Source organism: Ensifer adhaerens (assembly GCF_002007205.1).
GTDB classification, from domain to species: domain Bacteria; phylum Pseudomonadota; class Alphaproteobacteria; order Rhizobiales; family Rhizobiaceae; genus Ensifer; species Ensifer adhaerens_D.
In genome coordinates, this window is the sequence record NZ_LAZS01000006.1 from 281,522 (window position 1) to 306,585 (window position 25,064).

Here is a 25,064-nt window from a genome sequence, read left to right on the forward strand (position 1 = left end):
CGATCAGTACCGATCAGTACCAGGCATCCGCCATGCTCTCCTTGCGGCGCGTGACGTAGTCGACCAGGGCCTCGTCGATCGCCACATCCAAAGGCGGCGCTTCGTATTCGGCGAGCGTTTTCTTCCAGGCGCGGTTCGCCCGCGTCGCCATGTCCGTCTCGCCCTCCTCGACCCACTTCTCGAAGGGCTCGTTGTCGGAGAGTGCCGAATCCCAGAAGGCGGTCTGATAGTTGCGCATGGTGTGGTCGCAGCCGAGGAAGTGGCTGCCGGGACCGACCTGCAGGAAGGCGTCCATCGCCAGGGTGTTGTCATCGACGACGACGCCGGCGAGGTAGGAATGCAGCGCGCCGCAGAAGTCGGTGTCCATCACGAACTTCTCGTAGGACATGGCCAGCAGCCCATCGACGAAACCGGCCGAATGCAGGATGAAATTGGCGCCGCAATGCACCGCCGACAGCATCGACATCGCGCCTTCCTGCATCGCCTGCGCGTCCGGCCGCTTGGAGTTGGAAAAGTTGCCGGCGCAGCGCAACGGCAGGCCGAGCCGGCGCGCAAGCTGGCCGACGACCATGCTGCCGATCGCCGGTTCCGGCGTGCCGAAAGTCGGCGAGCCCGAGCGCAGCGACATGGACGACAAAAAGTTACCGAAGATAACCGGCGCGCCCTTGCGTTCGAGCTGTGTCAGCGCACAGCCGGCGAGTGTTTCGGCATAGGACTGGGCAATCGCGCCGGCATTGGTGACCGGCCCCATGGCGCCGCCGAGGATGAAGGGCACGATGACGGCGGCCTGGTTTGCCCGCGCATAGGCGCGCAGCGATTTCGTCATGGTTCCGTCCCAAACGAGCGGCGAGTTGACGTTGACGTTGCCGAGGATGACGCAATTTCGGTCGACGAAATCACGGCAGAAAAGAATGCGGGCCATCTCGATCGAATCTTCGGCCCGGTCTTCCGCCGTGATCGAGCCCATGAAGGCACGGTCGGAATACTTGATGTGGCTGTAGACCATGTCGAGGTGGCGCTTGTTGACGGGCACGTCGACCGGCTCGCAGATCGTGCCGCCGGAATGGTGCAGCCAGGGGCTCGACTGCGCCAGTTTGATCAGGTTGCGGAAGTCCTCGATCGTGCCGTAGCGCCGACCCTTGTCGAGGTCCATGACAAAGGGAGAGCCATAGGCCGGCGAGAAGACGACGTTGTTGCCGCCGATCTCAATGTTGCGCGCGGCATTGCGGGCATGCTGGGTGAACTGCCGTGGCGCCGAGGAGACGATCTCCTTGAGCATGCCCGGCTCGAAGGTCACCCGCACACCATCGACCTTTGCGCCGGCCGTTCGCCAGTGATCGAGCGAAACCGGGTCGTCGCGAAACTCGATGCCGACTTCCGAGAGGATGCGATCGGCGACGGCCTCGATGCGCAACAGGCTTTCCTCGCCGAGGATGTCGTAGGTCGGAATGTTTCTGATGATGTAGGGAACGCCGAGGCTGCGTCCTGCGCCCTCGCGCCGGTTCGGCCGTGCGCCGCGCGTCCGTCTCGGCGCCGCCTCGCCTGCTGCCAGTGCCGTATCCATGTCCGTTTCCTCCCATGATCTGAGATGATGCTATGGGCGAAAAATTACGCTGTAACGCTGGAAAAATTCGATCCATGCTATAAGCATGATTTATGGAAAATCTGCGCCGCCTGCTTCCTTCCGCCGCAAGCCTCATCGTGTTCGAGGCCGCCGGCCGCCACCAGAACTTCACCCGCGCCGCCAACGAGCTCGGCATGACCCAGGCGGCGGTCTCCTACGCCGTGCGCGGCCTCGAGGAGCAGCTGGGCGTGCCGCTGTTTCATCGCGTGCACCGGGCGGTGGAACTCACCGAAGCAGGTGAGAAATTTCATGCCGACGTGTCGGTGGGCCTGTCACGTATCCAGAAGTCGGCGGAGGACATTCGCGCCAAGGGTCGCGAAACCAATGTCACGCTAGCGGCGTCGACCGCCTTTGCCTCGATGTGGATGCTGCCACGGCTCAACCGCATGCGCGAGGACCTGCCGGAGATCGACCTCAGGATCCAGACCAGCGTGCGCGACCTCGATCTCGAGGAGGAGCCGATCCCGCTCGGCATTCGCGGCGGCGACCCCAGCCATTGGCCGCGCTACCATGCCGCCCTGCTCGCCGAGGAGGTGGTCAACGCGGTCGCCACGCCCGCCTATATCGCGCGGCACGGCCTGCCGAAAACAGCCGCCGACCTGCCGGGGCACAATCTCATCCACCTGGAAGAGCCGGTTCGCCGCGCCTGCGACTGGACCGAGTGGTTTTCAAGCGCCGGCCTTGCCTATCCGAAACAGGCGCGGCGGCTCTCGATCAACGACTATGTCCTGGTGATCCAGGCAGTGCTTTCCGGCGAAGGCGTGGCGCTCGGATGGGAACATCTGATCTATCCGCAGATCCGCTCGGGCACGCTGGTTCCGGTCGCCGAACACGTGCTGAGGACGGGTCTTGCCTTCTACGTCGTTTGGCCGCGATCGCGCGAACTGAATGCGCAGGCCAAAAGGGTGCGTGACTGGCTGCTGGATGAAGGACGGCGCGACCGCGCGGCAATGTCTGGAACCGAGGGTTAGCCCCAGTCAGGCCTGGGCGGGCAGATCGCGGTAGCGATCGGCGAGGTAGCGCATCGTCGCCACCGCATCGGCGGGCTTTCCATAGAAGTAACCCTGGCCCAGCCCGCAGCCGAGCGCCTTTAATTTCAAGGCTTCGGAAAAGTCCTCGATGCCTTCGGCCACGACCTCGAGCTCAAGTCCCTCGCACATCGACACGATCGCCTTGATGATGTGCTCCGAGGCGCGATCGGCAGAGATACGCGAGACGAAGGCGCGGTCGATCTTGACCTTGTCGAAGGAGAAGTCGCGCAGGCGGCCGAGGCTCGACTGGCCCGTGCCGAAGTCGTCGAGCGAGACGCGAACGCCGGCGGCGCGCAGTTCCGCGACGATCTTCTGGGCGATATCCGCGTCGGCCATGACGGCAGTCTCGGTGATCTCCAGCTCCAGGCGCCGCGGATCGAGGCCGATCTGGCTGATGATCGACAGAAGGCGCCGGCTGGTCGTCGGGTCCATCAGCTGCGCCGAGGAGAGATTGAAGGAGAGGAAGAGCTCCTTCGGCCAGGAAAGTGCTGCGTGGGCCGCCTTGCGCAGCAGCACCTCGGCGAGCGAATCGATAAAACCGCGCTCCTCGGCGAGCGGCACGAACACCGCCGGCGAGACATAGCCGAGATCGGCATCGCACCAGCGCGCCAGGGCCTCGAAGCCGACGACCGCGTCGTTGCGCAGATCGACGATCGGCTGGAAATGCACGTCGACCTCGTTGGCGATGATGGCATTGCGCAGCGCCTGCTCAAGCTGCGTCGCGCGCTTCATCTCCTGGGCGATCTCCTGCGAATAGACGGTGATCTGCCCGCGGCCGCGGCGCTTCGAACGATAGAGCGCGGTATCGGCGCTCTTGAGGAGATCCTCGAACACCTCGCCCGCGAAGGGATAAACGGCAAAACCGAAGGAGGCGGAAAGGCGAACGTGGCGGTCGCCGAGATCGAAGGGAGCCGACAGCACCTCCTTCAGCATCTGCCCGATCTTTTCCGCACCCTTGCGCTCGAAGATGAGCGGCAGCACGAAGGCAAATTCATCGCTGTCGAAACGGGTGATCGTGGCGCCCTCGGGCGCACAGGCTTTCAGGCGATACGCCACCTGGCAGAGGATCTCGTCGCCCGCCTCCGGCCCGAACAGGTCATTGATCGGCTTGAAACCGTCAATATTGGCAAGGCCGATGGTGAACGGGGCCGGATCGCTGGCCCGTTCCTCGGCAAGATCAAGCACGCTTTTGCGCAGGCAACGGGCGTTGCCGAGCCCGGTCAGCGGATCGACGTCGCCCCAGGCGGCGGGCACATCGCGGCCAATGCGATGGTAAGGCGTTTCCGCTGTCATCATCGCCATCCCCCATGCACTCGGCAGGAACGGCACCCGACGGCCCCTGCCGCCGACGCTTGTCCGCACCACGGCGCAGACCGGCTGTGCCTTTCCGACACGACCGGGGCTTGGGCAGCGAGGTGGATGCGATGCATACGGATGAGGCTCTACACTTTAGCGGCAATTCGGTGCAGACGATCGCAATCGGCGGTTAATAATCCGATATCGCGCCGCTCCAAGATTTGCCATAGGCCTCCCCAATTCTAGCGAGTTGACACGCTTCTCACTCAACCTGCCGTTCGTATCGCCTTCACGGGCATGAACTTGCGCAGCACCGCCTCGATCATGTCGGGGCTCACCGGCTTCATGATATGGTCGTCCATGCCGGATGTCTTGCATTGCTGCAGGTCGATGTCCAAAGCCTGAGCGGTAACCCCGATGATCGGCGTTTTCTGTCCGCGCCCCTTCTCGGCCGCCCGGATCGCGACGGTGGCGTCAAATCCGTTCATGACCGGCATCGACACATCCATCAGCACCAGGGCCGGCTGCAGCTCGTGCCAGAGTTCGACGGCCTCCCGGCCGTTGGCGGCGATCCGGTGCGAAACGCCGAGCCCTTCGAGGATCTGGGTGAAGACGAACTGGTTGATCTGGTTGTCCTCGGCGACGAGCACATCGACCTGGGGCGCCGGCGGCGGCGGCGCGATCTCCTCGGCCTCGAACGACAGCGACCACTCCGATTGCTGAGGCGAGGCTACGCCTGCCCGCTCGGAGCAGACGCGAAAGACGTCCGCAAGCACCGCGGCGCCGTCGTGTTCCACGGATACCGGCAGGATCGGACTATCGCGCCAGGCGTTGGCGATCTTCTGCCGCTCCGGAAAGGCCGTGTCGAGCAACAGGATATCGAGCTTCAGCCCCGCCTCGTCGATGGCAGCGCAGAAGGCCTGCAATTCGTCGGCATCGCGAACGGCGCAGGCGTCGAGCCCTGAGCCGCGCAGCCGGGCGACAAGCCGTTCCTCCAGTGACCGGTCGTCCGTCGCGAGAAGGACCCGAAGGCCGCGCGCGGGCAAGGTTTCGATCATCGAGCCCGCCTCGACCAGCTGCTGCACATTCAGCGCCCGGAAGGGATCGTAGAAATTCTGCGCCGCGGCGAAGATGCTGTAGTCGCGGATCTGCAGGCTGGCTGCGGCCGGAGGCTCCTCGCCGCTCTGGTACCAGACGGCGATATCGGTCACGTCGTTCATGCAGGTCACGACGAAATGGCGGCCGGGCATGCCGACGCGGTATTTGCGGGTCAGCACCCAGAGATCGCTGCCATCGGCGCGCACGATGTGCTCGGCCTGCGAATGCGGCTTGCCGCTTTCAAGCACCATCCGGTCGGACTGTTCGAACCGCTCCGCCAGCTCGCTTTCGACCAGATCCCAGGCCGACCGGCCGAGGATGGCGTCCTGCGCCAGGTCATGGATCAGGCAGAAGGCCTTGTTGACGGCGATATAGTTGAGGTTGCGGTCCTTGACGCAGATGGGATTGGGCTGGGCGTCGAGGATCTGTTCGGTCAGTTCGACCCGTTCCAGGTCCGTCTGCAGCTGTTCGTCACGCTTCTTCTGGTCGGAGACGTCGCTGATCGACAGGATGCCCATGCCGCTCGACAGCCGCCGCTTGCGCATCGAGACCCAGCGGGTGCGGCCGGCGCGCTCGACGCTCTCGTAGCGCTCGCGCCAGTGCAGCGCCATGTGTTCGGCAATCCAATCCTCTCGGTTGGTGCGCCGACGGCTGCTCTCCGGAACGGTGCCCGGACGCACACCGGTATCATAGACGGCACCGAGAAAATCTCTCAGCCGCGTGCCCGGCATCAAGGCCTCCGCCGGCACTGGGAAAAACTGCAGCATCGTGCGGCTGGCAAAGAGAATGGTATCGTCCCGACCGCAGACAAGCACAGCCATGCCGAGCGCGTCGCAACTCGACTCAAGAATGACCCTGTTGATGTCCGCGCCGCTCGGCGCCCCATCGCTCATCGCACTGTCCTCACTCGCCTAGCGCATGTATCCCTGGATCGCCTTGGATTTTTGGGGGGAACAGGCAGCCATTCAAAGTGCCGCAACGGCCTGCCGCGTCTTGACTGGACGCGCGGCGCTGCAGCGGCGGTTTCATTTCGGGACATGCTGGGGAGCCTTGGCAGGCGTCTCTTCGAGCGGTGAGAGTGCGGCGTCCAGCTACGCCGCAAGGCTCAAAAGACAAAACCCATGATCATTCAGGTTGTTGTGGAAAATCGCAGCAGAGTGTTAAGGGCTGATTAAACCCTTGCTCCTTTTTCAAGGACGACGGCCGCACGCGCTCGTGATCGGGGACGAGGTACCGTTCCCTCTTCCGTTTCCGTGGCGAATCCCGGAAAATGGGCCATGGCCATCAAGCAGCTTTCAGAAACCCTCATCAACCAGATCGCCGCCGGCGAAGTGATCGAACGTCCCGCCAGCGCCGCCAAGGAGCTGATCGAGAATGCGCTCGACGCCGGCGCGACCCGCATCGAGATCGCGACCGCCGGCGGCGGCAAGACGCTGCTGCGCGTCACCGACAACGGCTCGGGCATGACGCCTGGCGACCTTGAGCTTGCGGTCCGCCGGCATTGCACGTCGAAGCTCGACAACAGCCTGTTCGACATCCGCACCCTCGGCTTCCGCGGCGAGGCGCTGCCGTCGATCGGTTCGGTCGCCCGGCTGTCGATCACGACGCGCACGGCCGGCGCCGGCGAGGGCGCGGTCATTGCCGTCACCGGCGGCAAGACCGAGGCGGTCCGCCCGTCGCCGGCCAACACCGGCACGGTCGTCGAAGTGCGCGACCTCTTCTTCGCCACCCCTGCCCGACTGAAGTTCATGAAGACCGAGAAGGCGGAAGCGGCGGCCATTTCGGAAGTGGTGCGCCGCATGGCGATCGCCTTCCCGGCAGTCCGTTTCGTGATCTCCGGCAGCGACCGCTCGACGCTCGAATTCCCGGCGACCGGCGACGACCGGCTGGCGCGCATGGCGCAGGTGCTCGGCAAGGATTTCCGCGACAATGCGATCGAGATCGACGCGGCGCGGGAAGACGTGGAACTGACCGGCTTTGCCGGCGTGCCGACCTACAATCGCGGCAACTCGCTGCAGCAATACGTCTTCGTCAACGGCCGTCCGGTGCAGGACAAAATGCTGCTGTCGGCGATCCGGGCCGCCTATTCCGAGACGATCCCGAGCGGCCGCTACCCTGTCGCCGTGCTGTCGATCACCCTCGACCCGGCGCTCGTCGACGTCAACGTGCATCCGGCCAAGTCTGACGTGCGCTTCCGCGACCCCGGCCTCATCCGCGGGCTGATCATCGGCGCGATCCGCCAAGCCTTGACACGGGAAGGCGACCGGGCCGCGACCACGGGCGCGCGCGGCATGATGCAGGCCTTCCGTTCCGGCGATTACCGACCGCAGCCCTGGAGCGCCGAGACGTCCCCTTCGCGGCCGACACAGTTCGACACCATGCTGCGCCATCTCGGCGAACCCCCACAGGCGAGCTTTGCGGCGTTTTCCGCCCCTTCAGCGCGCGTCGCCACCCCGTTCGAGCGGGAGACGCCGGTGCCGGCACCGGAAGCCCCGCAACCGGCAGTGCCGCAATCCTTCCCGCTCGGCGCCGTGCGTGCGCAGCTGCATGAAAACTACATCGTCGCCCAGACCGACGACGGCCTCGTCATCGTCGACCAGCATGCCGCCCACGAGCGACTGGTGTTCGAGGCGATGCGCACGGCGCTGCATTCGCGGCCGGTTGCCGCCCAGGCGCTGCTGATCCCGGAGATCGTCGATCTTCCCGAGGACGACTGCGACCGGCTGATGGCGCACGCGGACGAGTTCTCCCGCCTTGGCCTGGCGATCGAGCGCTTCGGCCCCGGCGCGATCGCCGTGCGTGAAACGCCGGCGATGCTTGGCGAAATGGACGCCGTCGGCCTCGTGCGCCAGCTCGCCGACGAGCTTGCCGAATGGGATACGGCAAACGGACTGACGAGCCGGCTCGAATATCTCGCCGCGACCATGGCCTGCCACGGATCGGTGCGCTCTGGGCGCCGCATGCGCACAGAAGAGATGAACGCGCTTCTGAGGCAAATGGAGGCGACGCCCGGCTCCGGCCAGTGCAATCACGGCCGGCCAACCTATATCGAACTCAAGCTCTCCGATATCGAACGGCTGTTCGGCCGGAGCTGATCTTCCGCCGCCTGGCGAAATGCGACTGGCATTTTTCCGGATGGCAAGCTAGACCAGAGAACCATCCACGAAGACGGAAATAGGCGCCGAGCATGATGAACCGGTTTGAAGGAAGTGCTTCGCGCGAAGCGAAGATCCGTTATCTCGACGGCGACTTTCAGATCGTGCTTGCGGGCTCGCACGTGATCTGCGCGATGACCGGCAACACCATCCCTGTCGATGAGCTGCGCTACTGGAGCGTCGCCCGGCAGGAACCCTATGTCGACGCGGAAGCCTCGCTCGAGGCGGAAAAACGCGCAGGCGCCCTGCCCAACCAGCGTCGCTAGCCACACCCTTCGAACGCGAGCACCGGTCCACTCAACAGCACGGCGCGACTGGCGCCGCTACTTCCCTATGCCTTCGCGCAGCTTGCGAGCGCGCGCAGCGGCAAGCGCCGTCTCGATGATCTTGCGGGGCGCCATGGGGTCGTCGAAGCGCACGTCGATCTCGATCACCCGGCTGGCCTCAGCGAGCTCGGCGGCGCGGCCATGGCCAGGCTCCAGACGAACCAGATCCTTGGAGGTGGTGACGAGCCGGCAGCCGAGGGCCGCCGCCCGGTCGAGCAGATCGGCGATTTCGTCCTCGGAGAAATGGTGGTGATCGGGAAAGCTGCGGGTTTCTTCGATCACGGCACCCGTCTCCCTGACGGTGCGATAGAACTTCTCGGGATCGGCAATGCCCGCCCAGGCCAGCACCTTGACGCCGGCGAGCGATCCGTCGTCGCGTCTTTCAACCTCCGCTTCGTAGATCTGCTTGCCGGCGCGGGCGGCGCGCCGGATCAGGGCGTCGGCCTCGGTTCCGTCGCCGATCTTGAGCAGGGCCGTGGCGTGGCGGAGCTGGTTGGAAAGCGGCGCTCGCACCGGACCTGCCGGCACCAGATAGCCGTTGCCGATGCCGCGGCGAGAATCGATCACCAGCAGCGCAAAATCGAAAGCCAGCCGCGCGCTCTGGAAGCCGTCGTCCATGATGATGATGTCGACGCCTTCCTTCACCAGCCGGCGGGCACCATCGACGCGGCGGCGGCAGACGACGGTCAGTGCCTCCTTCGCCAGCAGCAACGGCTCGTCGCCGACATCGCGGGCGCGGTGATGTTCCAGATCGACGACGGTCGTCACGTCGAGCGAGCCGCCATAGCCGCGGCTCAGGAAGCCGGGCTTCAGCCCCTTCTCTCGGATGACGCGGGCAAGCGCGATGGAGGTCGGCGTCTTGCCGGCACCACCGACGGTGAAGTTGCCGATGCAGATGACCGGCACCGGCACCGAGACCCGTCGCGCGCGATCCATGCGCATGCCGGCAATCCGCCCGTAAACCCATGAGAACGGCCACAAGGCGCGCGCACGCCAATCCGCCTTGGTCCACCAGAATGGCGGCGCTTCCGATACCATCTTCGTTCCGTGGCCTCCCGGCCGCTCAGGTCCTTCCTTTTCCGGGAGGGACGGTTTGTTCGCCGGCCCCAGCCGACGGATTGCGACAAAAAACGTCAGAACGGAAAAAAACGCAAGCTATGGAGATGTCCCGGGCAAGCCAACGCCGAGCTTGGCCGCTGCAGCCTGCGAGCGCTGAGGCAAAATCCCTAGAGGACAGCCTCGAGTTCGGTGATATCAGAGAGGCAATGATCCGAGGCGGCCGCAAGCAACTGGCGCGAGCCGGTGCCCGTGAGGACCGCGACCGTCATGCCGACGCCGGCATTGCGCCCCATGTGCATGTCGTGATTGTTGTCGCCGACGACAACCACCTGCTGCGGCTCAAGACCGGTGGCGGCGCAAAAGCCAAGCACCATGCCCGGCTCCGGCTTGACGCCGTAACCGCTGTCATAGCCCGCCACATAGTGCAGGTAGGCTTCGAAACCGAAGCGCTTCGCCGTTTCGCGGATCGAACGCTCGTTGTCGCTGGAGGCGACACCGAGACGATAGCCCTTGGCGTGCAGCCCCGCGAAAAAGGCGCCGAGGTCGGTCACCGGAACGGCATATTCCGCCGAGCGCGCGAACAGACCGTCGAGCAGCGCCGTCAATTCGGCAATCGTGAAGGGCGCTCCTGCGCCAACGAAGCCGGTCGCGATCTCGACCGTGTTGCCGGCGGCAAGCAGGCTGTCGGGCAGTACGTGGCCGGAATCGGCATCCATGCCGCCGGCCGCAAGCAGCGTGCGCGCCAATGCCTCGTCACCCTTTGCCGCGATCCGCGCCAGTTCGTAGTTCACCGGCACCCAGCTCTTTGCGTAGTCGAGCAGGGTTCCATCCTTGTCGAACAGGATGCCGGCGATGGCTTTGGCTGCGGTCATGACGAGGCTTCGTCTCCTGCTGGATCAGTTATCGGTCGGCGGGTTGAGGCGCGCCTTGACGACGAGCGGATTGATGTAGGGCTCGAGCCCCTTCATCGTCGCCGACAGGGCGCCGCGCATCTCTTGCACGGTTTCAAGGCCGGCATCGATCATCGAGCGACGCATGTCGTCGTTGGCGAGCAGATAGTTGACGCCCTTGGCCAGCATCTCGACGTCGCGCACGATCTTGGCGCTGCCGTTCTTGGCCAGCGTCTGATAGGTCTCGCGAAAGTTCTGGACGTTGCCGCCCGAAAGGATGGCGCAGCCGAGCATCGCCGGCTCCAGCGGGTTCTGGCCGCCTTCGGCGAACAGCGAACGGCCGACAAAGGCTACCTCGGTCAGGCGAAGATAGAGGCCCATTTCGCCGATCGTGTCGCCGAGGAAGATATCGACGTCAGGGGTCAGCGCGTCGCGGCGCGTGCGCCGGGCGACCTTCAGTCCCTTGGCCGTCAGCGCCGCCTCGATGGCGTCGCTGCGATCGGGATGGCGCGGAACGATGATCGTCAGAAGGCCGGTACGCTCCTTGAGCGCACGGTGCACGACGCCGGCGGCTGCCTCTTCTCCGTCGAAGGTCGAGATCGCCGCCCAGGTTTTGCGCGCGCCGATCTGCTGGCGATACTCTTTCAGCGCCTGCGGATCGTGCGGCGGCGCGTCGGTGTCGACCTTGAGGTTGCCCGACACCATGACCGGCAAGGCCCCGAGCGTGCGGAAACGTTCGGCATCGACATCGGACTGGGCAATGACGAGCGCGAGATTTTCGAACAGCGCGTCGGCAAGCGCCGGCCGGCGCTTCCAGCGCGCGAAGGTCCGGTCGGACATGCGCCCGTTCACCAGGACCTGCGGGATATGGCGACGGCCGAGTTCCAGGATGGTCATCGGCCAGATTTCCGACTCGGCGATGATCGCCAGATCGGGCTCCCAGTAGTTCAGGAACCGGCTGACGGCCGGCTTGAAATCGAGCGGGACATACTGGTGGATGACCGCCGAACCCAGGCGCTCGGCAACGACCCGCGCCGAGGTCATCGTCCCTGTCGTCAGGACGACATGGATGCCGCGCCGCCTGATTTCCTTGATCATCGGGATGACGGCGTTGGTCTCGCCGACGCTTGCCGCGTGGAACCAGACGAGGGGGCCCTGCGGCCGCGGCTCGCTGGCATGGCCGTAACGCTCGCGACGGCGTGCAGGATCCTCCTTGCCCTTCGCGGCGCGGATGGCAAGGTAGGACCAAACGAGGGGATAGATGGCCGAGCCTATCCAGCGGTAGCTGGAGAGCGCCAGGCGCGCGCGAAAGCTGCTCATGACAGGCCACCTTCCCCAGCCGTTCCGGCCTGGAGAGACTTAAGGGCGACTGGCATGCGGGTAAGTACCGCGCATCCCGACCTCATCGGCATCAGCCGTTTTCCGGATCGAGCAGACGGTGCATGTGGACGATGAAGTAACGCATGTGGGCGTTGTCGACGGTCATCTGCGCCTTGGATTTCCAGGCAGTCAGGGCGCTTTCGTAGTCCGGGTAGATGCCGACGATATCGAGCTTGTCCAGGTCGCGGAAATGCACGTCAGTCAGCGTGGTGAGTTCGCCGCCGAAGACGAGGTGCAGACGTTGTTTTTTCTCGGTGTCGTGAGCCATCGGACTTCCATTTATTCTTGTTGGGTGTGGGCGTTGATTTGAGGCATTCAGCCTCAAAGGTCAATGGGGCTCCATGGACCGCGATGCGGCGATCAGGCCCGGCAAGAGCGGCTTTGCCGCCGCGCAGAGAACCCCGTGAACGACAGTGGATCGATTGTAAGAGAGCGGCTGCGCATCGAGATCGACCAGCGCGCCGCCGGCGCTCGCTAGAACGAGATCTACTGCAGCCAGGTCCCAGTCGTGGGAGTTCTTCTTCACCAGCGTGCCGTCGATCCGCCCGTCGGCAACCATGGCCAGCCGATAGGCAAGCGACGGCACATGCGGGATACGGGTAACGGCGCTGCGATAAGGCGCCGGAAGCTTGCCGATCGTGTCCTCGGCAGCCGCCAGATGCAGTGTTTCCCCGGGTTTTGCCTCGCGCACCGAGATTTGGGCACCGTTTTTCAGCGCACTGCCGCCTGCGACCGCCTCGAAGAGTTCATCGAGCGCCGGGGCATAGAGCACGCCGGCAACGGGCTGGCCACGGTGAACGACAGCGACACTGACACACCAGAGTTCCTTGCCGGCGATGAAGGCACGCGTACCATCGATCGGGTCGACGACGAAGACCGTTTCGCGCGAGAGCCGGCTCAGGTCGTCGTCCGTCTCCTCCGACAGCCAACCGTAACCGGGCCGAGCCGCAAGCAGGCGCGTCTTCAGCACGTCGTTTGCGGCAAGATCCGCCTCGCTGACCGGCGAGCGGCCTTCGTTCTTCCAGCGGACGTCCGGGCTCTTGCGGAAATAGCCGAGTGCCGTTTGCCCCGCGGCGACCGCGGCGGTCTTGATCAACTGAAGATCGGCCTCCCAATCCGCGATCAATCGTGCTTCATCAGACATTGAGAAACCTCTTCAGCCCGCTCCCATGACCATGGAAGCGGGGCGTGGACGCAAAGCCGCACGCTTCGTCTCGTTCCTTGAATACGCCGCCTCAGATGCCGGCGAGCGTCATGCCCTCGATGGCGATCGTCGGTGCTGCGACGCCAAACTTGCGGTCGATGTCGTCTGCCGGCGTCAGCGCCATGAACATGTCCTTGAGATTGGACGCGATCGTGACTTCAGAGACGGCAAAGGTCAGCTCGCCGTTCTCGATCCAGAAGCCGGAGGCGCCGCGGCTGTATTCGCCGGTCACCATGTTGACGCCCTGGCCGATGAGCTCGGTGACGTAGAAGCCGGTGCCGACGCTGCGGATCAGATCCTCGCGCGAAATCGCGCCGGGCTCGAGCGCAAGGTTCGTCGAGGCGGGGCTGACACTCGGGCCGCCACGCACGCCGCGGCCGTTGGTCTCGAGCCCGAGTTCGGCCGCTGCCGAGGTCGACAGGAACCAATGCTTCAGCATGCCATCCTCGACCATCACGAGCTTTTCGCCGCTGACGCCTTCGCCGTCGAAGGGACGCGAAGAGGAGCCGCGCACGATCAGCGGGTCGTCCGTCACCGAAAGGCCAGACTTCAGGATCTGCTTGCCCATCATGTCGCGCAGGAAACTCGTCTTGCGGGCGACGGCCGCGCCATTGATCGCGCCGGCCAGGTGGCCGACAAAACCGCGCGCCATGCGCGGATCGAAGACGACAGTGACGTTCTTGGCGGTTGGAACCTGACGCGGGTTAAGGCGCGCGACGGCTCGCTCGCCGGCCAGGCGGCCGATCTCATCAGAAGCGCGCAGGTCGGCGACGTAGAGGCGGCTGTCGTAATCGTAGTCGCGCTCCATCTTCGTGCCCCCACCGGCAATCGCGCTGACCGAACGGCCGAAGCGCGTCGCCATGTAGGAGCCGGAAAAACCATGCGAGGTGACGAGTACCAGCCCGCCCATGCCGGCCGAAGCACCGCCGCCACTGGAGTTCGTGACACCCGATACGCCAAGGGCGGCCTCTTCCGCCGCAAGGGCCTCCTCGGTCAGGCTTTCGGTTGAGACTTCGGTCGGATCGAAAAGATCAAGGTCCGGATAGGATTTCGCCAGCCGGCCGGCGTCCGCGAGCGATGCGAAGGGATCCTCCGGCGAAGCCTTGGCCATGGCGACGGCGCGCTCGGCGAGCAGCTTCAGGTCAAAACCAGGATTGGCCGAAACGCTGGCGACGCGCCGCCCGACGAAAACGCGAAGGGAGAAATCGTCACTTTCGGAGGCTTCCGTCGCCTCCACTTTGCCGAGGCGCACGGAGACGGAACGGGAGCGCCCGCGCACCACCACGGCGTCCGCCGCATCGGCGCCGGCCTTTCGGGCAAGATCCACGAGTTCGGAGGCGCGTTTTTCGAGGTCGGCGGAATCGATCGTGTCTGACATGATGTAGCCTTTCATTCCTGCCCCATTTATTGTGCAGTGACGCAGGCATCAAGGGCATCGGCCTGATTCCCGCCCACACACCGCAAATGACCGCTCTCGAAAACTCCCAAATCGGGGGCCGGGTGCCCAATAGTGAAAGCCTGAGGCATGGCAACGACACCGATCATCTATTCTCAAGCGCTGATGCTGCTTGGCGGCGCGGTGGTGGCCGCCCCGATCTTCAAGCGGCTCGGCCTCGGCACCATCCTCGGCTATCTCTCAGCCGGCGTGCTCATCGGTCCGGTCGCCCAGAGCATCACCGAGGGCGAGCAGATCCTGCATGTCTCCGAACTTGGCGTCGTCTTCCTTCTGTTCATCATCGGGCTCGAACTCAAACCCTCGCGTCTCTGGCAGATGCGGCGCGATATCTTCGGTCTCGGCACGGCACAGGTGGTGTTGACCGGCATCGTGCTTTCTTCCGTCATCTATGCCCTCGGGCTTCTCGGCCAGGGCGGCAGCATCATCGCCGGCTTCGGCCTGGCGCTCTCGTCGACCGCCTTTGCCATGCAGATCCTCGACGAAGGCAATGATCGCAATACGCGCTTCGGGCAACGATCCTTCTCGATCCTGCTTCTCCAGGATCTGGCGATCGTGCCGCTCCTGGCGCTGATCCCGCTTCTTGCAGCGCAGGCGCCGGAGGATACGACGCCGCCGCTCGAGGATTTCGCGATCGCCACCACGGCGATCGTCGTCCTCTTCGCCGCCGGCCGCTATCTCGTTAATCCGCTGTTCCAGATCATCGGCCGCACGGGCGCGCGCGACGTCATGATCGCGGCGGCGCTGCTCGTCGTCATGGGGGCTGCGACGATGATGCAGCTTGCCGGCCTGTCGATGGCCATGGGTGCCTTCCTCGCCGGCGTGCTCCTGGCGGAATCCTCCTATCGCCACGAACTCGAAGCGGATATCGAGCCGTTCCGCGGTATCCTGCAGGCGCTGTTCTTCATGGCGGTCGGCCTGTCGCTGGAGCTGGGCATCATCGTCGAGCGCTACCAGTTGATCATCATCGCCGTGCCGCTGCTGATGGCGGTGAAGAGCCTGATCCTCTACTGGCTTTGCCGGCTCACCGGCTCGCAGCACAACGACGCGGTCCGCATCAGCCTGCTCTTGCCGCAGGGCGGCGAATTCGGCTTCGTGCTGTTCACGGCGGCGGCTACTGCAGGCGTCTTTTCCGATGGGGACGCCTCCCTGCTCGTGGCGATCGTCACCTTGTCGATGGCGCTGACGCCGCTTGCCTCGATGCTGGCGCCGAGGCTGATGCGCGAACAGGACGAACTGGACGAGGAGATCGACGAGGATTTCGAGGGCGCCGGCGCCGATGTGCTGATGATCGGCTTCTCCCGCTTCGGCCAGATCGCCGCGCAGATCCTGCTTGCCGGCGGGCGCGACGTGACGATCATCGATCATTCCGCCGCGCGCGTGCGTCAGGCCGCGACCTTCGGGTTCCGCATCTATTTCGGCGACGGCAACCGTCTGGACGTGCTGCGCGCCGCCGGTATCGAACGCGCCAAGATCGTCGCCGTCTGCACGCAGAAGAAGGAAACCACCGACCACATCATCGACCTCGTGCAATCCGAATATCCGAACGCGCGTATCTACGCCCGCTCCTACGACCGTCTGCACACGCTGGAACTGCGCGCCAAGGGCGTCGACTACGAGCTGCGCGAGACATTCGAGTCCGGCCTGCTCTTCGGCCGCAAGACGCTGGAGGCGCTGGGGGTCGGCGACGACGAGGCGATCGCGATCATGGACGACATCCGCAAGCGCGACGAGGCCCGCCTCGTGCTGCAGGAGGCGGAAGGCATCACCGCCGGCCGCGACATGCTGCACTCGAGGCCGGTCCGTCCGGAGCCGCTGGTCAAGCCGAAGCGCGAGGTGGACCACTCCCAGGAAACGGGCGAACGAATCCTCCCGGGCCTGCCCGAGGACGAGCGCGAAAGCGCCTAATCTCTCATGCCGCCAAGGGGCGCGCTGTCACCGGCCAAGGTTCACATGAGCCTTGGCGCGGTCATCCGCTCTTCGAGCGCGCGCTTCAATTCGTCCTTGATGGCGGCCGTTCCGTTCAGCACGTCCTGGGCGCGCAGAAAATCCATCACGCGGTAGCGGCCGACATCCGGACGCAACAGGATATCCGGCGCCCCCTCCTTCAGCTTCATGGCGATAATCGACTGCATCATCAGCTGGCTCGCGCCAAACAGGCTGTCGATCCGGCTCGGGATCGCCTTGCCGTCGCCATCCGGTCCGCCGACGACATCGACCGCAATGACGATATCGGCAAGGCCGCGCAGGTGATCGAAGGGAATGGGATTGTAGATGCCGCCGTCGATCATGACCCGCCCGTCGATCCGGACCGGCGTGAAGATCGCCGGCAGCGCCGCGGAGGCCGCCAGGGCCTTGCGGAGGTCGCCCTTCTCGCAGATCTTCTCCGTCTGGCCGTAATAGTCGGTGGCGACGACCTTCAGCGGGATTTCGAGGTCGGAGAATTTTTGCGGGATGGCCTCAGGCAGGAAGGCCTTCAGCACCCGTTCGACATTGAACTGGCCAAAACGGAAGCCGCTCGCCATGGCTTCGGAAAGGCTCGACGGCCGCAATTGCCACAGGCGGTTGACCACTTCGCGCCGGTGGCCGACGGTCGAGAGCGTATGGGCCCGGATCTCTTCGCCGCGCAGGCCGGCCGCCATGCCGGCGCCCATGATCGCGCCGATCGACGAGCCCGCGATCGCGACCGGCCGAATGCCCAGTTCATCCAGCGCCTCGATGACGTGAATATGCGCAAGCCCGCGGGCGCCGCCACCGCCAAGCGCCAACGCCACGGTGGGCCGCGCGGGCGCTTCCGCCGATCCATGCGTCATCGAAAGGTCCTGCTTCATCGGCATGCCTCCGCGCTGGGCGGTTGAGAAAGTGGCGTCATCCGGCTGAGCCTATCCCGGCAAAGCAACCGAAATTACGGCATCAGGCTCCACGAAAGCGATAGAAGTGCATGCGCGTATCGCCGAACACCCGGACGTCGAGGTTTTCGAAGACGGCAGCCGGTGCCGGCTGGACGTCCGCCCGCTCTTCAAGGATCACCAGGGCACCGGCGACCAGCCAGTTGCCGGCGGCTGCCGACTGCAAGGCCCTTTCGCCGAGGCCCTTCGCGTAGGGCGGATCGGCAAAGACGAGGTGAAACGGCTCCATCGTGCCGACCGAGCCAAGACTGGTCGCATCGCGGCGGAAAACCTTCGCCCGCCCCTGAAGCGCGAGCGTCTCGATGTTGGTCTGCAGCAGTCCCCTGCCCTCGACGCTCTGTTCGACGAACAGCGCCTGCCGGCACCCGCGCGACAGCGCCTCGATGCCGACTGCGCCGGTGCCGGCAAAGAGGTCGAGCATACGGGTGCCGTCGAGCGCATCCGGATAGGAGTGGCTCAGGATGTTGAACAGGCTTTCGCGCGTCCGGTCCGTGGTCGGCCGGATATCGTTGGACCTGGGGGTCGCGAGACTGCGACCCCGAAACTCTCCGCCCACGATCCGCACGGCAGTTTAGTTTCCTCTGCCGCGTGGCTTGCCGCCGCCAGCCGGGCGCCCGCCACCACCGGGACGGCCAGCGCCACCGGGACGTCCACCGCCGGGCTTGCCGCCACCGGGCTTGCCGCCGCGCGGGCCGCCGGAGCGCTCACCGAACGATTTTCCGCCAGATGGCTTGCCGCCGAACGACTTGCCGCGAGGCTTGTCACCAAACGGACGGTCGCCGCCTTCGCGACGCTGAGGGCGATCGCCCTCAGCGCGTGGTGCTCTTGGCTTGTCGGAATAGCCGCGCGGCCCACCCTCGGCACGTGCGGGGCGATCGCCGAACGAACGATCGCCGCCTTCGCGACGCGGCGGACGGTCACCATCGGCGCGTGGAGTGCGCGGCTTGTCGAACCGGCGGTCGCCGCCCTCGCTGCGGGCCGGACGGTCGCCACGCGGACGATCACCTCCCTCGCGGCGCGGCGGGCGATCGCCATCCGCGCGGGGGAACCGAGGCTTGTCGGAGAAGCTGCGCTGTCCGCCTTCGGAACGGGCCGGACGGTCGCCGCCGTCACGGCGCGCAGGACGGTCACCGTGATCGCGCGACCTGCGGTCACCCGCATCGCCCGACTTGCGCCGGCCGAAACCGCCATCCCGGCCCTCGTCCTTGCCGCGACGGGCAGGCTCGCTGGCGCTGATCCATTCGCCCTCGTCGTCGCGACGCTTCACAGGCGCGACTGACGCCGGACGATCGGCGCGATCGAAGTCCCTGTGCGCGCCGCCCTTGCGGTCGGGGTCGAACTTGCTCGTGGTCTTCGTTGCAAACCCGTCCTTGTTGCGGCCGTAGCGCTTGGACTTCGGTGCGCCTTCCGGGCGTTCGCGACGGGCGAGCTTTTCGGTGGCGTCGCCTTCGGCGGGTTTCGCCTTCTTGTCGTTCAGCGGACGGGCGCCCGGCGCCATCCAGACGTTGGCCGTGCGGGCACGCTGCGCCGGCGCGCGCTTCGGCCGGTCCTCGAACTTGTCGCCGCGGTCTTCACGCGGAGCACCCTTGCCGCGAGGGCCTTCCTTGCGGCCGCCGTCACGGCGATCGTCGCGACGGGTGTCGAGCCGCGACAGCGCACGCTCGCGCTTGTCCTCGGGCTTTTCCCAGCGGTTGGCACGTTCAGGCCGGCGCGTGTCGCCGGCATCATCGTCCGACGCATCGCCGGCAACGGTCGCTGCCTGGTCGTTGTAGAGCGGCGCGTCGAAGTTCGCCTTGGCGTCCTCGATCAGGCGCGGTCCCAATTGGTCGCGCAGCGTGCGTCCGCGAATTTCCTGGACATGTCCCTCCGGCAGTTCGCCGAGCTGGAACGGGCCGTAGGAGATGCGGATCAGGCGGTTGACGTCGAGGCCGAGCGCGCCGAGCACGTTCTTGATTTCGCGGTTCTTGCCTTCGCGCAGCCCCATCGTGATCCAGACGTTCGAACCCTGGACGCGGTCGAGCGTCGCTTCGATGGCGCCGTAGAGCACGCCGTCGACGGCGATGCCGTCCTTCAGCTTGTCGAGCGCTTCCTGATCGATCTCGCCATGGGCGCGCACGCGGTAGCGGCGCAGCCAGCCGGTCGACGGCAGTTCGAGCACGCGGGCAAGGCCGCCGTCGTTGGTCAGGAGCAGCAGGCCCTCGGTGTTGATGTCGAGGCGGCCGATCGACAGAACCCGCGGCAGCTCGTCCGGCAGGTTCTCGAATACGGTCGGCCGTCCCTCCGGGTCGGCATTGGTGGTCACCAGACCGGCCGGCTTATGGTAGAGCCAGAGGCGCGTGCGCTCGATGCCGCGGATCGGCTGGCCATCGACCTCGATCGCATCGGCGAGCGTGGCGTTGACCACGGGCGTGTCGAGGATGACGCCGTTGAGCCTGATGCGGCCTTCCATGATCATGCGCTCGACGTCGCGACGCGAGGCAACGCCGGCGCGCGCCAGGATCTTCGAGATACGCTGCGGCTCGTCGCCCGCCGCTGCAGCCGCAGCCGGGCGCTCCCGGGCCGGACGCGAAGCGCCGGCCTTGGGATCAGACGCCTTTGCGTCGAAGCTCCTGCCGGGGCCCTTGGCGCCGAAAGACTTCGGGCCGGAAGCCTTGGCTCCTGCAGCCTTTTTCGGCGCAGCGCCCTTCTTGTCGGCGAAATGCGATTTCTTGTCCCGGCCGGCGGACTTGCCGCCAGGCCGCGTGGGCTTGTCTTTGGATGTCATTTGTGTTGCCTGCCTTTTGCGGCTGTCCTATCAGGTCGCGGCCCGTGGGTTAAGAGAAATTATTGTTTGAGCGATGGCTGAGACGACACGCTTCATGGATGTGGCCCTTGAAGAGGCCCGGATGGCGGCCGAACGCGGCGAAGTGCCGATCGGCGCCGTAGTGGTTTTCGACGGCCGGATCATTTCGCGCGCCGGCAACCGCACCCGCGAACTCAACGACGTGACCGCGCATGCCGAGATCGTCGCGATCCGTGAAGCCTCCGCTGTGCTCGACGACGAGCGGCTGACGGGCGCTGATCTCTACGTCACGCTCGAGCCCTGCACCATGTGCGCGGCGGCGATTTCGTTTGCGCGCATCCGTCGCCTCTACTATGGCGCCGACGATCCGAAAGGCGGTGCCGTCGACAGCGGCGTACGCTTCTTCGGCTCGCCCACCTGCCACCATGCGCCCGATGTCTATTCAGGCCTCGCCGAGCGGGAAGCCGCCGATATCCTCAGGGATTTCTTTGCCGGGAAACGGTGAGACGACCCTGGCGCCTGCGGCGGCGTGATTTCCTGAAATCGCTTCAGTCGGCGGCAAAGCTTTCGAGGGCCGCGCCGGAGAGACGGTAGCGCGTCCATTCGGACATTGGCTCGGCGCCGACGGATTCATAGACGCGGATCGCCGGCTCATTCCAGTCGAGCACGCTCCATTCGAAGCGGCCGCAGCCTTCTTCGACGGCAATCCTTGCCAGGTGCTTCAAGAGCATCTTGCCGGCGCCGGAGCCGCGGCAATCCGGGGTGACGTAAAGGTCCTCGAGGTAAAGACCCTTGCGCGCCTGCCAGGTCGAATAGTTGTAGAACCACATGGCAAAGCCCGCCGGCTTGCCATCCTTTTCGCAGATCACCGCGCGGGTGATCGCACCGGGACCGAAGAGCGAGGCCTGCAGCATCTCGACCGTCGCCTCGACGGCGTCGGGCTCCTTCTCGTAGATGGCAAGTTCGGTGATGAAGCGCAGAATGGTTTCGGCGTCTTGCGGGCGGGCGTCGCGAATGCTGATGGTCATGGCTAACGCGCTTCTCAAACAGTTCCAGCAGCCAAGCAAACGCGCTTTCGACCGGAACTGCATAGATCCAAGGGAGAGAGGCATTTCGCCGTTCAATGGAACGGCGAAAACGAGTTTAGAAAGGCCAATACCACTTGGAGCCGGAGTTCTTGATCTGCGCTTCCTTCTTGCGGCGGCGCTCCTTGTCCTTCTCCGGCTCGCCGAGATCGGTCTCGGTACCCTCGGGCAAGCGACGGTAGTCGAGCGGCGGGTCGCTCAGGAAGCGGCGCTTGTCGGAATAGGCGCCCATCTCGATCTTGCGCCCTTCGCGATAGGCTTCCTGCTGCTCCTTCGCGGAGAGCCGGCGGCCGTTGGCGCTCGCCTTGGCAAGCGGCGAAACATAGTTCGGGTTGTTCTTGTTGGCGTCGGCCTCTTCACGCAGGCGGTTGCGCACCTCTTCCGGAGATTCGACCCATTCCGGGTTCGCCTCGCGGCTGGCGAGCGACTTCTGCGGCTCGACGAGCGAGGCCTGCTGTGCCGACGGCGGCAGCACGAGGCCCGGACGCGGCTGGTACTTGACCGGATCCCGCTTCGGCGGGCCGAAGCTTGCGACGCTACCGAGGTCGTCCATGAGCTGTTCGCCGGCGGTCTTGTCCGTGCCATAGGTCGGGCCGCCGATGCAGCCCGAAAGCACCAGGCCGCTCGTCAAAATGGCGGCCACGCTGGCAAACACTCGCAACTCTCGCGTCATTTCCATGAGATTCCTTCCAGCCGGCCACTGGTCAGCGCGGCCACTCAAGCGCCCATGGCGGAGAAATCCGCCAAATTTCGGGCAGGTTTTACCGGATGAACGCAAGGAGTGCAATTCATCCGGTAACAATGCGTTAAGCCTTGAAACCAAGCTCGCGCAAGGCAGCGGCATCCCGGGCCGACACGTCCGGGTAGAGTGCGTCAGAACCGACATCGGTCGTGATCCGCCAGGAGCGGGCGCACTTCTGGCCCTCGGCAAGCTTCGGCACGACGCTGACCTTGGCGACCTCAGCCAGGCGGAACGCGTCGGCCGGACCATCGGTCGCCTCGACGGTGATCCCCGAGGTGATGCAGATCTCGGCGAAGTCCTGGCCTTCCAGCGCCTTCAGGAGCTCCGGATCGGCAACGTGGACGACCGGTGCGGCTTCCAGGGACGAACCGATGCGCTTGTCTTTGCGCTCGATCTCGAGCGCACCGGTGACGACGGTGCGCACAGCGCGGATCTTCTCCCACTTGGCTTCGAGCGCATCGTTCTTCCATTCTGCTGGGATCGCCGGGAACTGTTCGAGATGCACCGAGACCGCATCGGGCTTGCGCGACAGCCAGGCTTCTTCCGTCGTGAAGGGCAGCATCGGCGCCAGCCACAGCACGAGGCAATCGAACAGCTTGCGGATGACCGCAAGCGCCGCACGGCGACGCAGGCTCGACGGCGCGTCGCAGTAGAGCGCATCCTTGCGGACGTCGAAGTAGAAGGCCGAGAGCTCGACGTTCGAGAAATCGATCAGCGCACGGGCGATCTTCTTGAAGTCGAAGGCGTCGTAACCTTCGCGCACGAGCTGGTCGAGCTCGGCCAGCCGATGCAGCATCAGCTTTTCGAGTTCGGGCATCTCGGCATAGGCGATCTCCTCGCCCTTGTCGTGGGCGAGCGTGCCGAGCATCCAGCGGATCGTGTTGCGCAGCTTGCGATACGCGTCGATGTTGGTCTGGATGATCGTCTTGCCGAGGCGCTGGTCTTCCCAATAGTCCGTCGTCATGACCCACAGGCGCAGGATGTCGGCGCCGGCGTCCTTCATCACTTCCTGCGGGGTGACGGTGTTGCCCTTGGACTTCGACATCTTCTCGCCCTTCTCATCCATGGTGAAACCATGGGTGACAACGGCGTTGTAGGGCGCGCGGCCGCGCGTCGCACAAGCCTCGAGCAACGAGGAATGGAACCAGCCGCGGTGCTGGTCAGAGCCTTCGAGATAGACGTCGGCCGGCCACTTCAGGTCCGGACGGTCTTCGAGCGTGAAGGTGTGGGTCGAACCGCTGTCGAACCACACGTCGAGGATGTCCATGACCTGATGCCACTTGGCATGATCGTGGTCGTTGCCGAGGAAGCGGTCCTTGGCGCCTTCGGCGAACCAGGCATCGGCGCCTTCCAGTTCGAAAGCGTCGAGGATGCGGGCGTTGACGGCCTCGTCGATCAGGATCTCGCCTTGGTCGTCGGCAAAGATCGCGATCGGCACGCCCCAGGCGCGCTGGCGCGACAGCACCCAGTCCGGGCGTCCCTCGATCATGGCGCGCAGCCGGTTCTGGCCGGCGGCCGGCACGAAACGGGTGTCGTCGATCGCAGACAGCGCGCGCGAACGCAGGGTCGTGCCATCGCCGAACGCCTTGTCCATGGTGACGAACCATTGCGGCGTGTTGCGGAAGATCACCGGCTTCTTCGAGCGCCAGGAATGCGGATAGGAATGCTTCAGGCGGCCGCGGGCAAAGAGCGCGTGACGAGCGATCAGCGCCTTGATGACGCGATCATTGGCGTCGCCCTTCTTGCCCTTGTCGTCGAGCACGCGACCGGCGCCACCTTCGGCGTCCGGGCCGAAGCCATGGGCATCGGCGGTGAAGTAACCGGCGTCGTCGACGGTGAACGGGATCGCCGAGGAGATGCCGCGGGCTTCGAGCGCTCGGGCATTGTCCATCCAGGCATCAAAGTCCTCGCGGCCGTGGCTCGGTGCCGTGTGCACAAAACCGGTGCCGGCATCGTCGGTGACATGGTCGCCATCGAGCAGCGGCACCTTGAAGGCGTAGCCGCCGCCGAGACCATGCAGCGGATGAGCGCAGGTCACGGCTGCGAGTTCGTCACCCTCGATGTCGCGGACGAAATTGAAGGTGAGCTTGGCCTTGGCCGCGGACTCGTCTGCCAGTCGCTTGGCGAAGATCAGCTTCTCGCCCGGCTGCGGACCGAAGTCGTTCTCGGCGGTCGCCACTTCGTAGAGGCCATAGGCGTAGCGCGAGGAGAAGGCGATCGCCCGGTTGCCGGGGATGGTCCACGGCGTGGTCGTCCAGATCACGACGAAGGTGCCGGCAAGGCTTTCGGGGCCTTCCGTGACCGGGAACTTCACCCAGATCATGTCGCTTTCGACATCGGCATATTCGACTTCGGCTTCGGCGAGTGCCGTACGCTCGACCACCGACCACATGACCGGCTTCGAACCGCGATAGAGCTGGCCGAGCTTGGCGATCTTCATCAGTTCGCCGGCGATGCGGGCTTCGGCGTGGAAGTTCATCGTGGTGTAGGGATTGTCGAAGTCGCCCTCGATGCCGAGACGCTTGAACTCCTCGGCCTGGACCTGGATCCAGCCGGCGGCGAAGGCACGGCACTCCTGACGGAACTCGTTGACCGGAACCTCGTCCTTGTTCTGGCCCTTCTCGCGGTACTTCTCTTCGATCTTCCACTCGATCGGCAGGCCGTGGCAGTCCCAGCCGGGCACGTAGTTGGCGTCGAAGCCGCGCATCTGGAACGAGCGGTTGATGACGTCCTTGAGGATCTTGTTCAGCGCGTGGCCGATATGGATGTTGCCGTTGGCATAGGGCGGGCCGTCGTGCAGCACGAACTTGTCGCGGCCGGCAGCCGATGCGCGCAGCTTCTTGTAGAGGCCCATCTTCTGCCAGCGGGCCACCGTTTCCGGCTCCTTCTGCGGCAGGCCTGCGCGCATCGGAAATTCCGTCTGCGGCAGATAGAGGGTCGAGGAATAGTCGATCTTTTCAGCGGTGTCGGTCATGGTTTTTGCAATCGCTTCTTCGCGCGAACGGTCGCGCATACGAGATAGGCTCGATA

At 65.1% G+C, this 25,064-nt stretch carries 20 protein-coding genes; 5 read left to right on the forward strand and 15 right to left on the reverse strand.

Annotation, left to right across the window (positions count from 1 at the left end):
- Positions 1-13: 13 nt before the first annotated feature.
- Positions 14-1,564, reverse strand: coding sequence for a trimethylamine methyltransferase family protein (locus XB14_RS14040; RefSeq protein WP_077962225.1), 1,551 nt, complete (start codon positions 1,562-1,564; stop codon positions 14-16).
- 92 nt (positions 1,565-1,656) lie between these two features.
- Between XB14_RS14040 and XB14_RS14045 the strand changes: the two genes are divergently transcribed.
- Positions 1,657-2,595 carry a LysR substrate-binding domain-containing protein gene (locus tag XB14_RS14045; protein WP_077962226.1) on the forward strand — a complete coding sequence of 313 codons (939 nt, stop codon included), beginning with the start codon at positions 1,657-1,659 and terminating at the stop codon, positions 2,593-2,595.
- Between the two features lie 6 nt (positions 2,596-2,601).
- Here XB14_RS14045 and XB14_RS14050 read toward each other — a convergent pair whose 3' ends face one another.
- Positions 2,602-3,948: a putative bifunctional diguanylate cyclase/phosphodiesterase gene (locus tag XB14_RS14050; RefSeq protein ID WP_234804068.1), complete on the reverse strand. Its 1,347-nt coding sequence runs from the start codon at positions 3,946-3,948 to the stop codon at positions 2,602-2,604.
- A 269-nt stretch (positions 3,949-4,217) separates the two neighbouring features.
- Positions 4,218-5,942 (reverse strand): response regulator, encoded by a 1,725-nt coding sequence (locus XB14_RS14055; RefSeq protein ID WP_077962227.1) that lies wholly within the window; start codon positions 5,940-5,942, stop codon positions 4,218-4,220.
- Positions 5,943-6,326: 384 nt separating this feature from the next.
- Here XB14_RS14055 and mutL point away from each other — a divergent pair, with 384 nt between their 5' ends.
- The gene (gene mutL, locus XB14_RS14060) at positions 6,327-8,144 is read left to right on the forward strand and encodes a DNA mismatch repair endonuclease MutL (protein ID WP_077962228.1); all 1,818 of its coding nucleotides are present in this window, start codon (positions 6,327-6,329) and stop codon (positions 8,142-8,144) included.
- Positions 8,145-8,236: 92 nt separating this feature from the next.
- Positions 8,237-8,470: a DUF2093 domain-containing protein gene (locus XB14_RS14065; protein ID WP_077962229.1), complete on the forward strand. Its 234-nt coding sequence runs from the start codon at positions 8,237-8,239 to the stop codon at positions 8,468-8,470.
- 57 nt (positions 8,471-8,527) lie between these two features.
- On the opposite strand, the gene lpxK is transcribed toward XB14_RS14065, so the two are convergent.
- The 6 genes from lpxK to XB14_RS14095 form a co-directional block, all read right to left on the reverse strand.
- Positions 8,528-9,568, reverse strand: a complete 1,041-nt coding sequence (gene lpxK, locus XB14_RS14070; RefSeq protein ID WP_077962230.1) for a tetraacyldisaccharide 4'-kinase — start codon at positions 9,566-9,568, stop codon at positions 8,528-8,530.
- Between the two features lie 188 nt (positions 9,569-9,756).
- Positions 9,757-10,461: an HAD family hydrolase gene (locus XB14_RS14075; protein ID WP_077962231.1), complete on the reverse strand. Its 705-nt coding sequence runs from the start codon at positions 10,459-10,461 to the stop codon at positions 9,757-9,759.
- Positions 10,462-10,485: 24 nt separating this feature from the next.
- Positions 10,486-11,799: a lipid IV(A) 3-deoxy-D-manno-octulosonic acid transferase gene (gene waaA, locus XB14_RS14080; RefSeq protein WP_077962232.1), complete on the reverse strand. Its 1,314-nt coding sequence runs from the start codon at positions 11,797-11,799 to the stop codon at positions 10,486-10,488.
- Positions 11,800-11,890: 91 nt separating this feature from the next.
- Positions 11,891-12,127, reverse strand: coding sequence for a DUF4170 domain-containing protein (locus XB14_RS14085; RefSeq protein WP_034800996.1), 237 nt, complete (start codon positions 12,125-12,127; stop codon positions 11,891-11,893).
- 60 nt (positions 12,128-12,187) lie between these two features.
- Positions 12,188-13,003, reverse strand: a complete 816-nt coding sequence (locus tag XB14_RS14090; protein ID WP_077962233.1) for a 3'(2'),5'-bisphosphate nucleotidase CysQ — start codon at positions 13,001-13,003, stop codon at positions 12,188-12,190.
- Positions 13,004-13,094: 91 nt separating this feature from the next.
- Positions 13,095-14,441, reverse strand: coding sequence for a TldD/PmbA family protein (locus XB14_RS14095; RefSeq protein ID WP_077962916.1), 1,347 nt, complete (start codon positions 14,439-14,441; stop codon positions 13,095-13,097).
- A gap of 147 nt (positions 14,442-14,588) precedes the next feature.
- Here XB14_RS14095 and XB14_RS14100 point away from each other — a divergent pair, with 147 nt between their 5' ends.
- Positions 14,589-16,424 carry a monovalent cation:proton antiporter-2 (CPA2) family protein gene (locus tag XB14_RS14100; protein WP_077962234.1) on the forward strand — a complete coding sequence of 612 codons (1,836 nt, stop codon included), beginning with the start codon at positions 14,589-14,591 and terminating at the stop codon, positions 16,422-16,424.
- Positions 16,425-16,465: 41 nt separating this feature from the next.
- Here XB14_RS14100 and XB14_RS14105 read toward each other — a convergent pair whose 3' ends face one another.
- The 3 genes from XB14_RS14105 to XB14_RS14115 all read right to left on the reverse strand — a co-directional run bounded on the left by XB14_RS14105 (position 16,466) and on the right by XB14_RS14115 (position 20,189).
- Entirely contained in the window at positions 16,466-17,347 is an 882-nt protein-coding gene (locus tag XB14_RS14105; protein WP_077962235.1) for a patatin-like phospholipase family protein, read from the reverse strand.
- An 82-nt stretch (positions 17,348-17,429) separates the two neighbouring features.
- Positions 17,430-17,990, reverse strand: a complete 561-nt coding sequence (gene rsmD / locus XB14_RS14110) for a 16S rRNA (guanine(966)-N(2))-methyltransferase RsmD (protein WP_077962236.1) — start codon at positions 17,988-17,990, stop codon at positions 17,430-17,432.
- A 6-nt stretch (positions 17,991-17,996) separates the two neighbouring features.
- Positions 17,997-20,189 carry a pseudouridine synthase gene (locus tag XB14_RS14115; RefSeq protein ID WP_077962237.1) on the reverse strand — a complete coding sequence of 731 codons (2,193 nt, stop codon included), beginning with the start codon at positions 20,187-20,189 and terminating at the stop codon, positions 17,997-17,999.
- Positions 20,190-20,262: 73 nt separating this feature from the next.
- Between XB14_RS14115 and XB14_RS14120 the strand changes: the two genes are divergently transcribed.
- Positions 20,263-20,712, forward strand: a complete 450-nt coding sequence (locus XB14_RS14120; protein ID WP_077962238.1) for a nucleoside deaminase — start codon at positions 20,263-20,265, stop codon at positions 20,710-20,712.
- Positions 20,713-20,755: 43 nt separating this feature from the next.
- On the opposite strand, the gene XB14_RS14125 is transcribed toward XB14_RS14120, so the two are convergent.
- From XB14_RS14125 to ileS, 3 genes are all read right to left on the reverse strand, one after another.
- Positions 20,756-21,235, reverse strand: coding sequence for a GNAT family N-acetyltransferase (locus XB14_RS14125; protein WP_077962239.1), 480 nt, complete (start codon positions 21,233-21,235; stop codon positions 20,756-20,758).
- Between the two features lie 115 nt (positions 21,236-21,350).
- Complete coding sequence (locus tag XB14_RS14130) at positions 21,351-21,971, reverse strand: hypothetical protein (RefSeq protein ID WP_077962240.1); 621 nt, start codon at positions 21,969-21,971, stop codon at positions 21,351-21,353.
- A gap of 127 nt (positions 21,972-22,098) precedes the next feature.
- Positions 22,099-25,008 (reverse strand): isoleucine--tRNA ligase, encoded by a 2,910-nt coding sequence (gene ileS, locus XB14_RS14135; RefSeq protein ID WP_077962917.1) that lies wholly within the window; start codon positions 25,006-25,008, stop codon positions 22,099-22,101.
- Between the last annotated feature and the right edge of the window lie 56 nt (positions 25,009-25,064).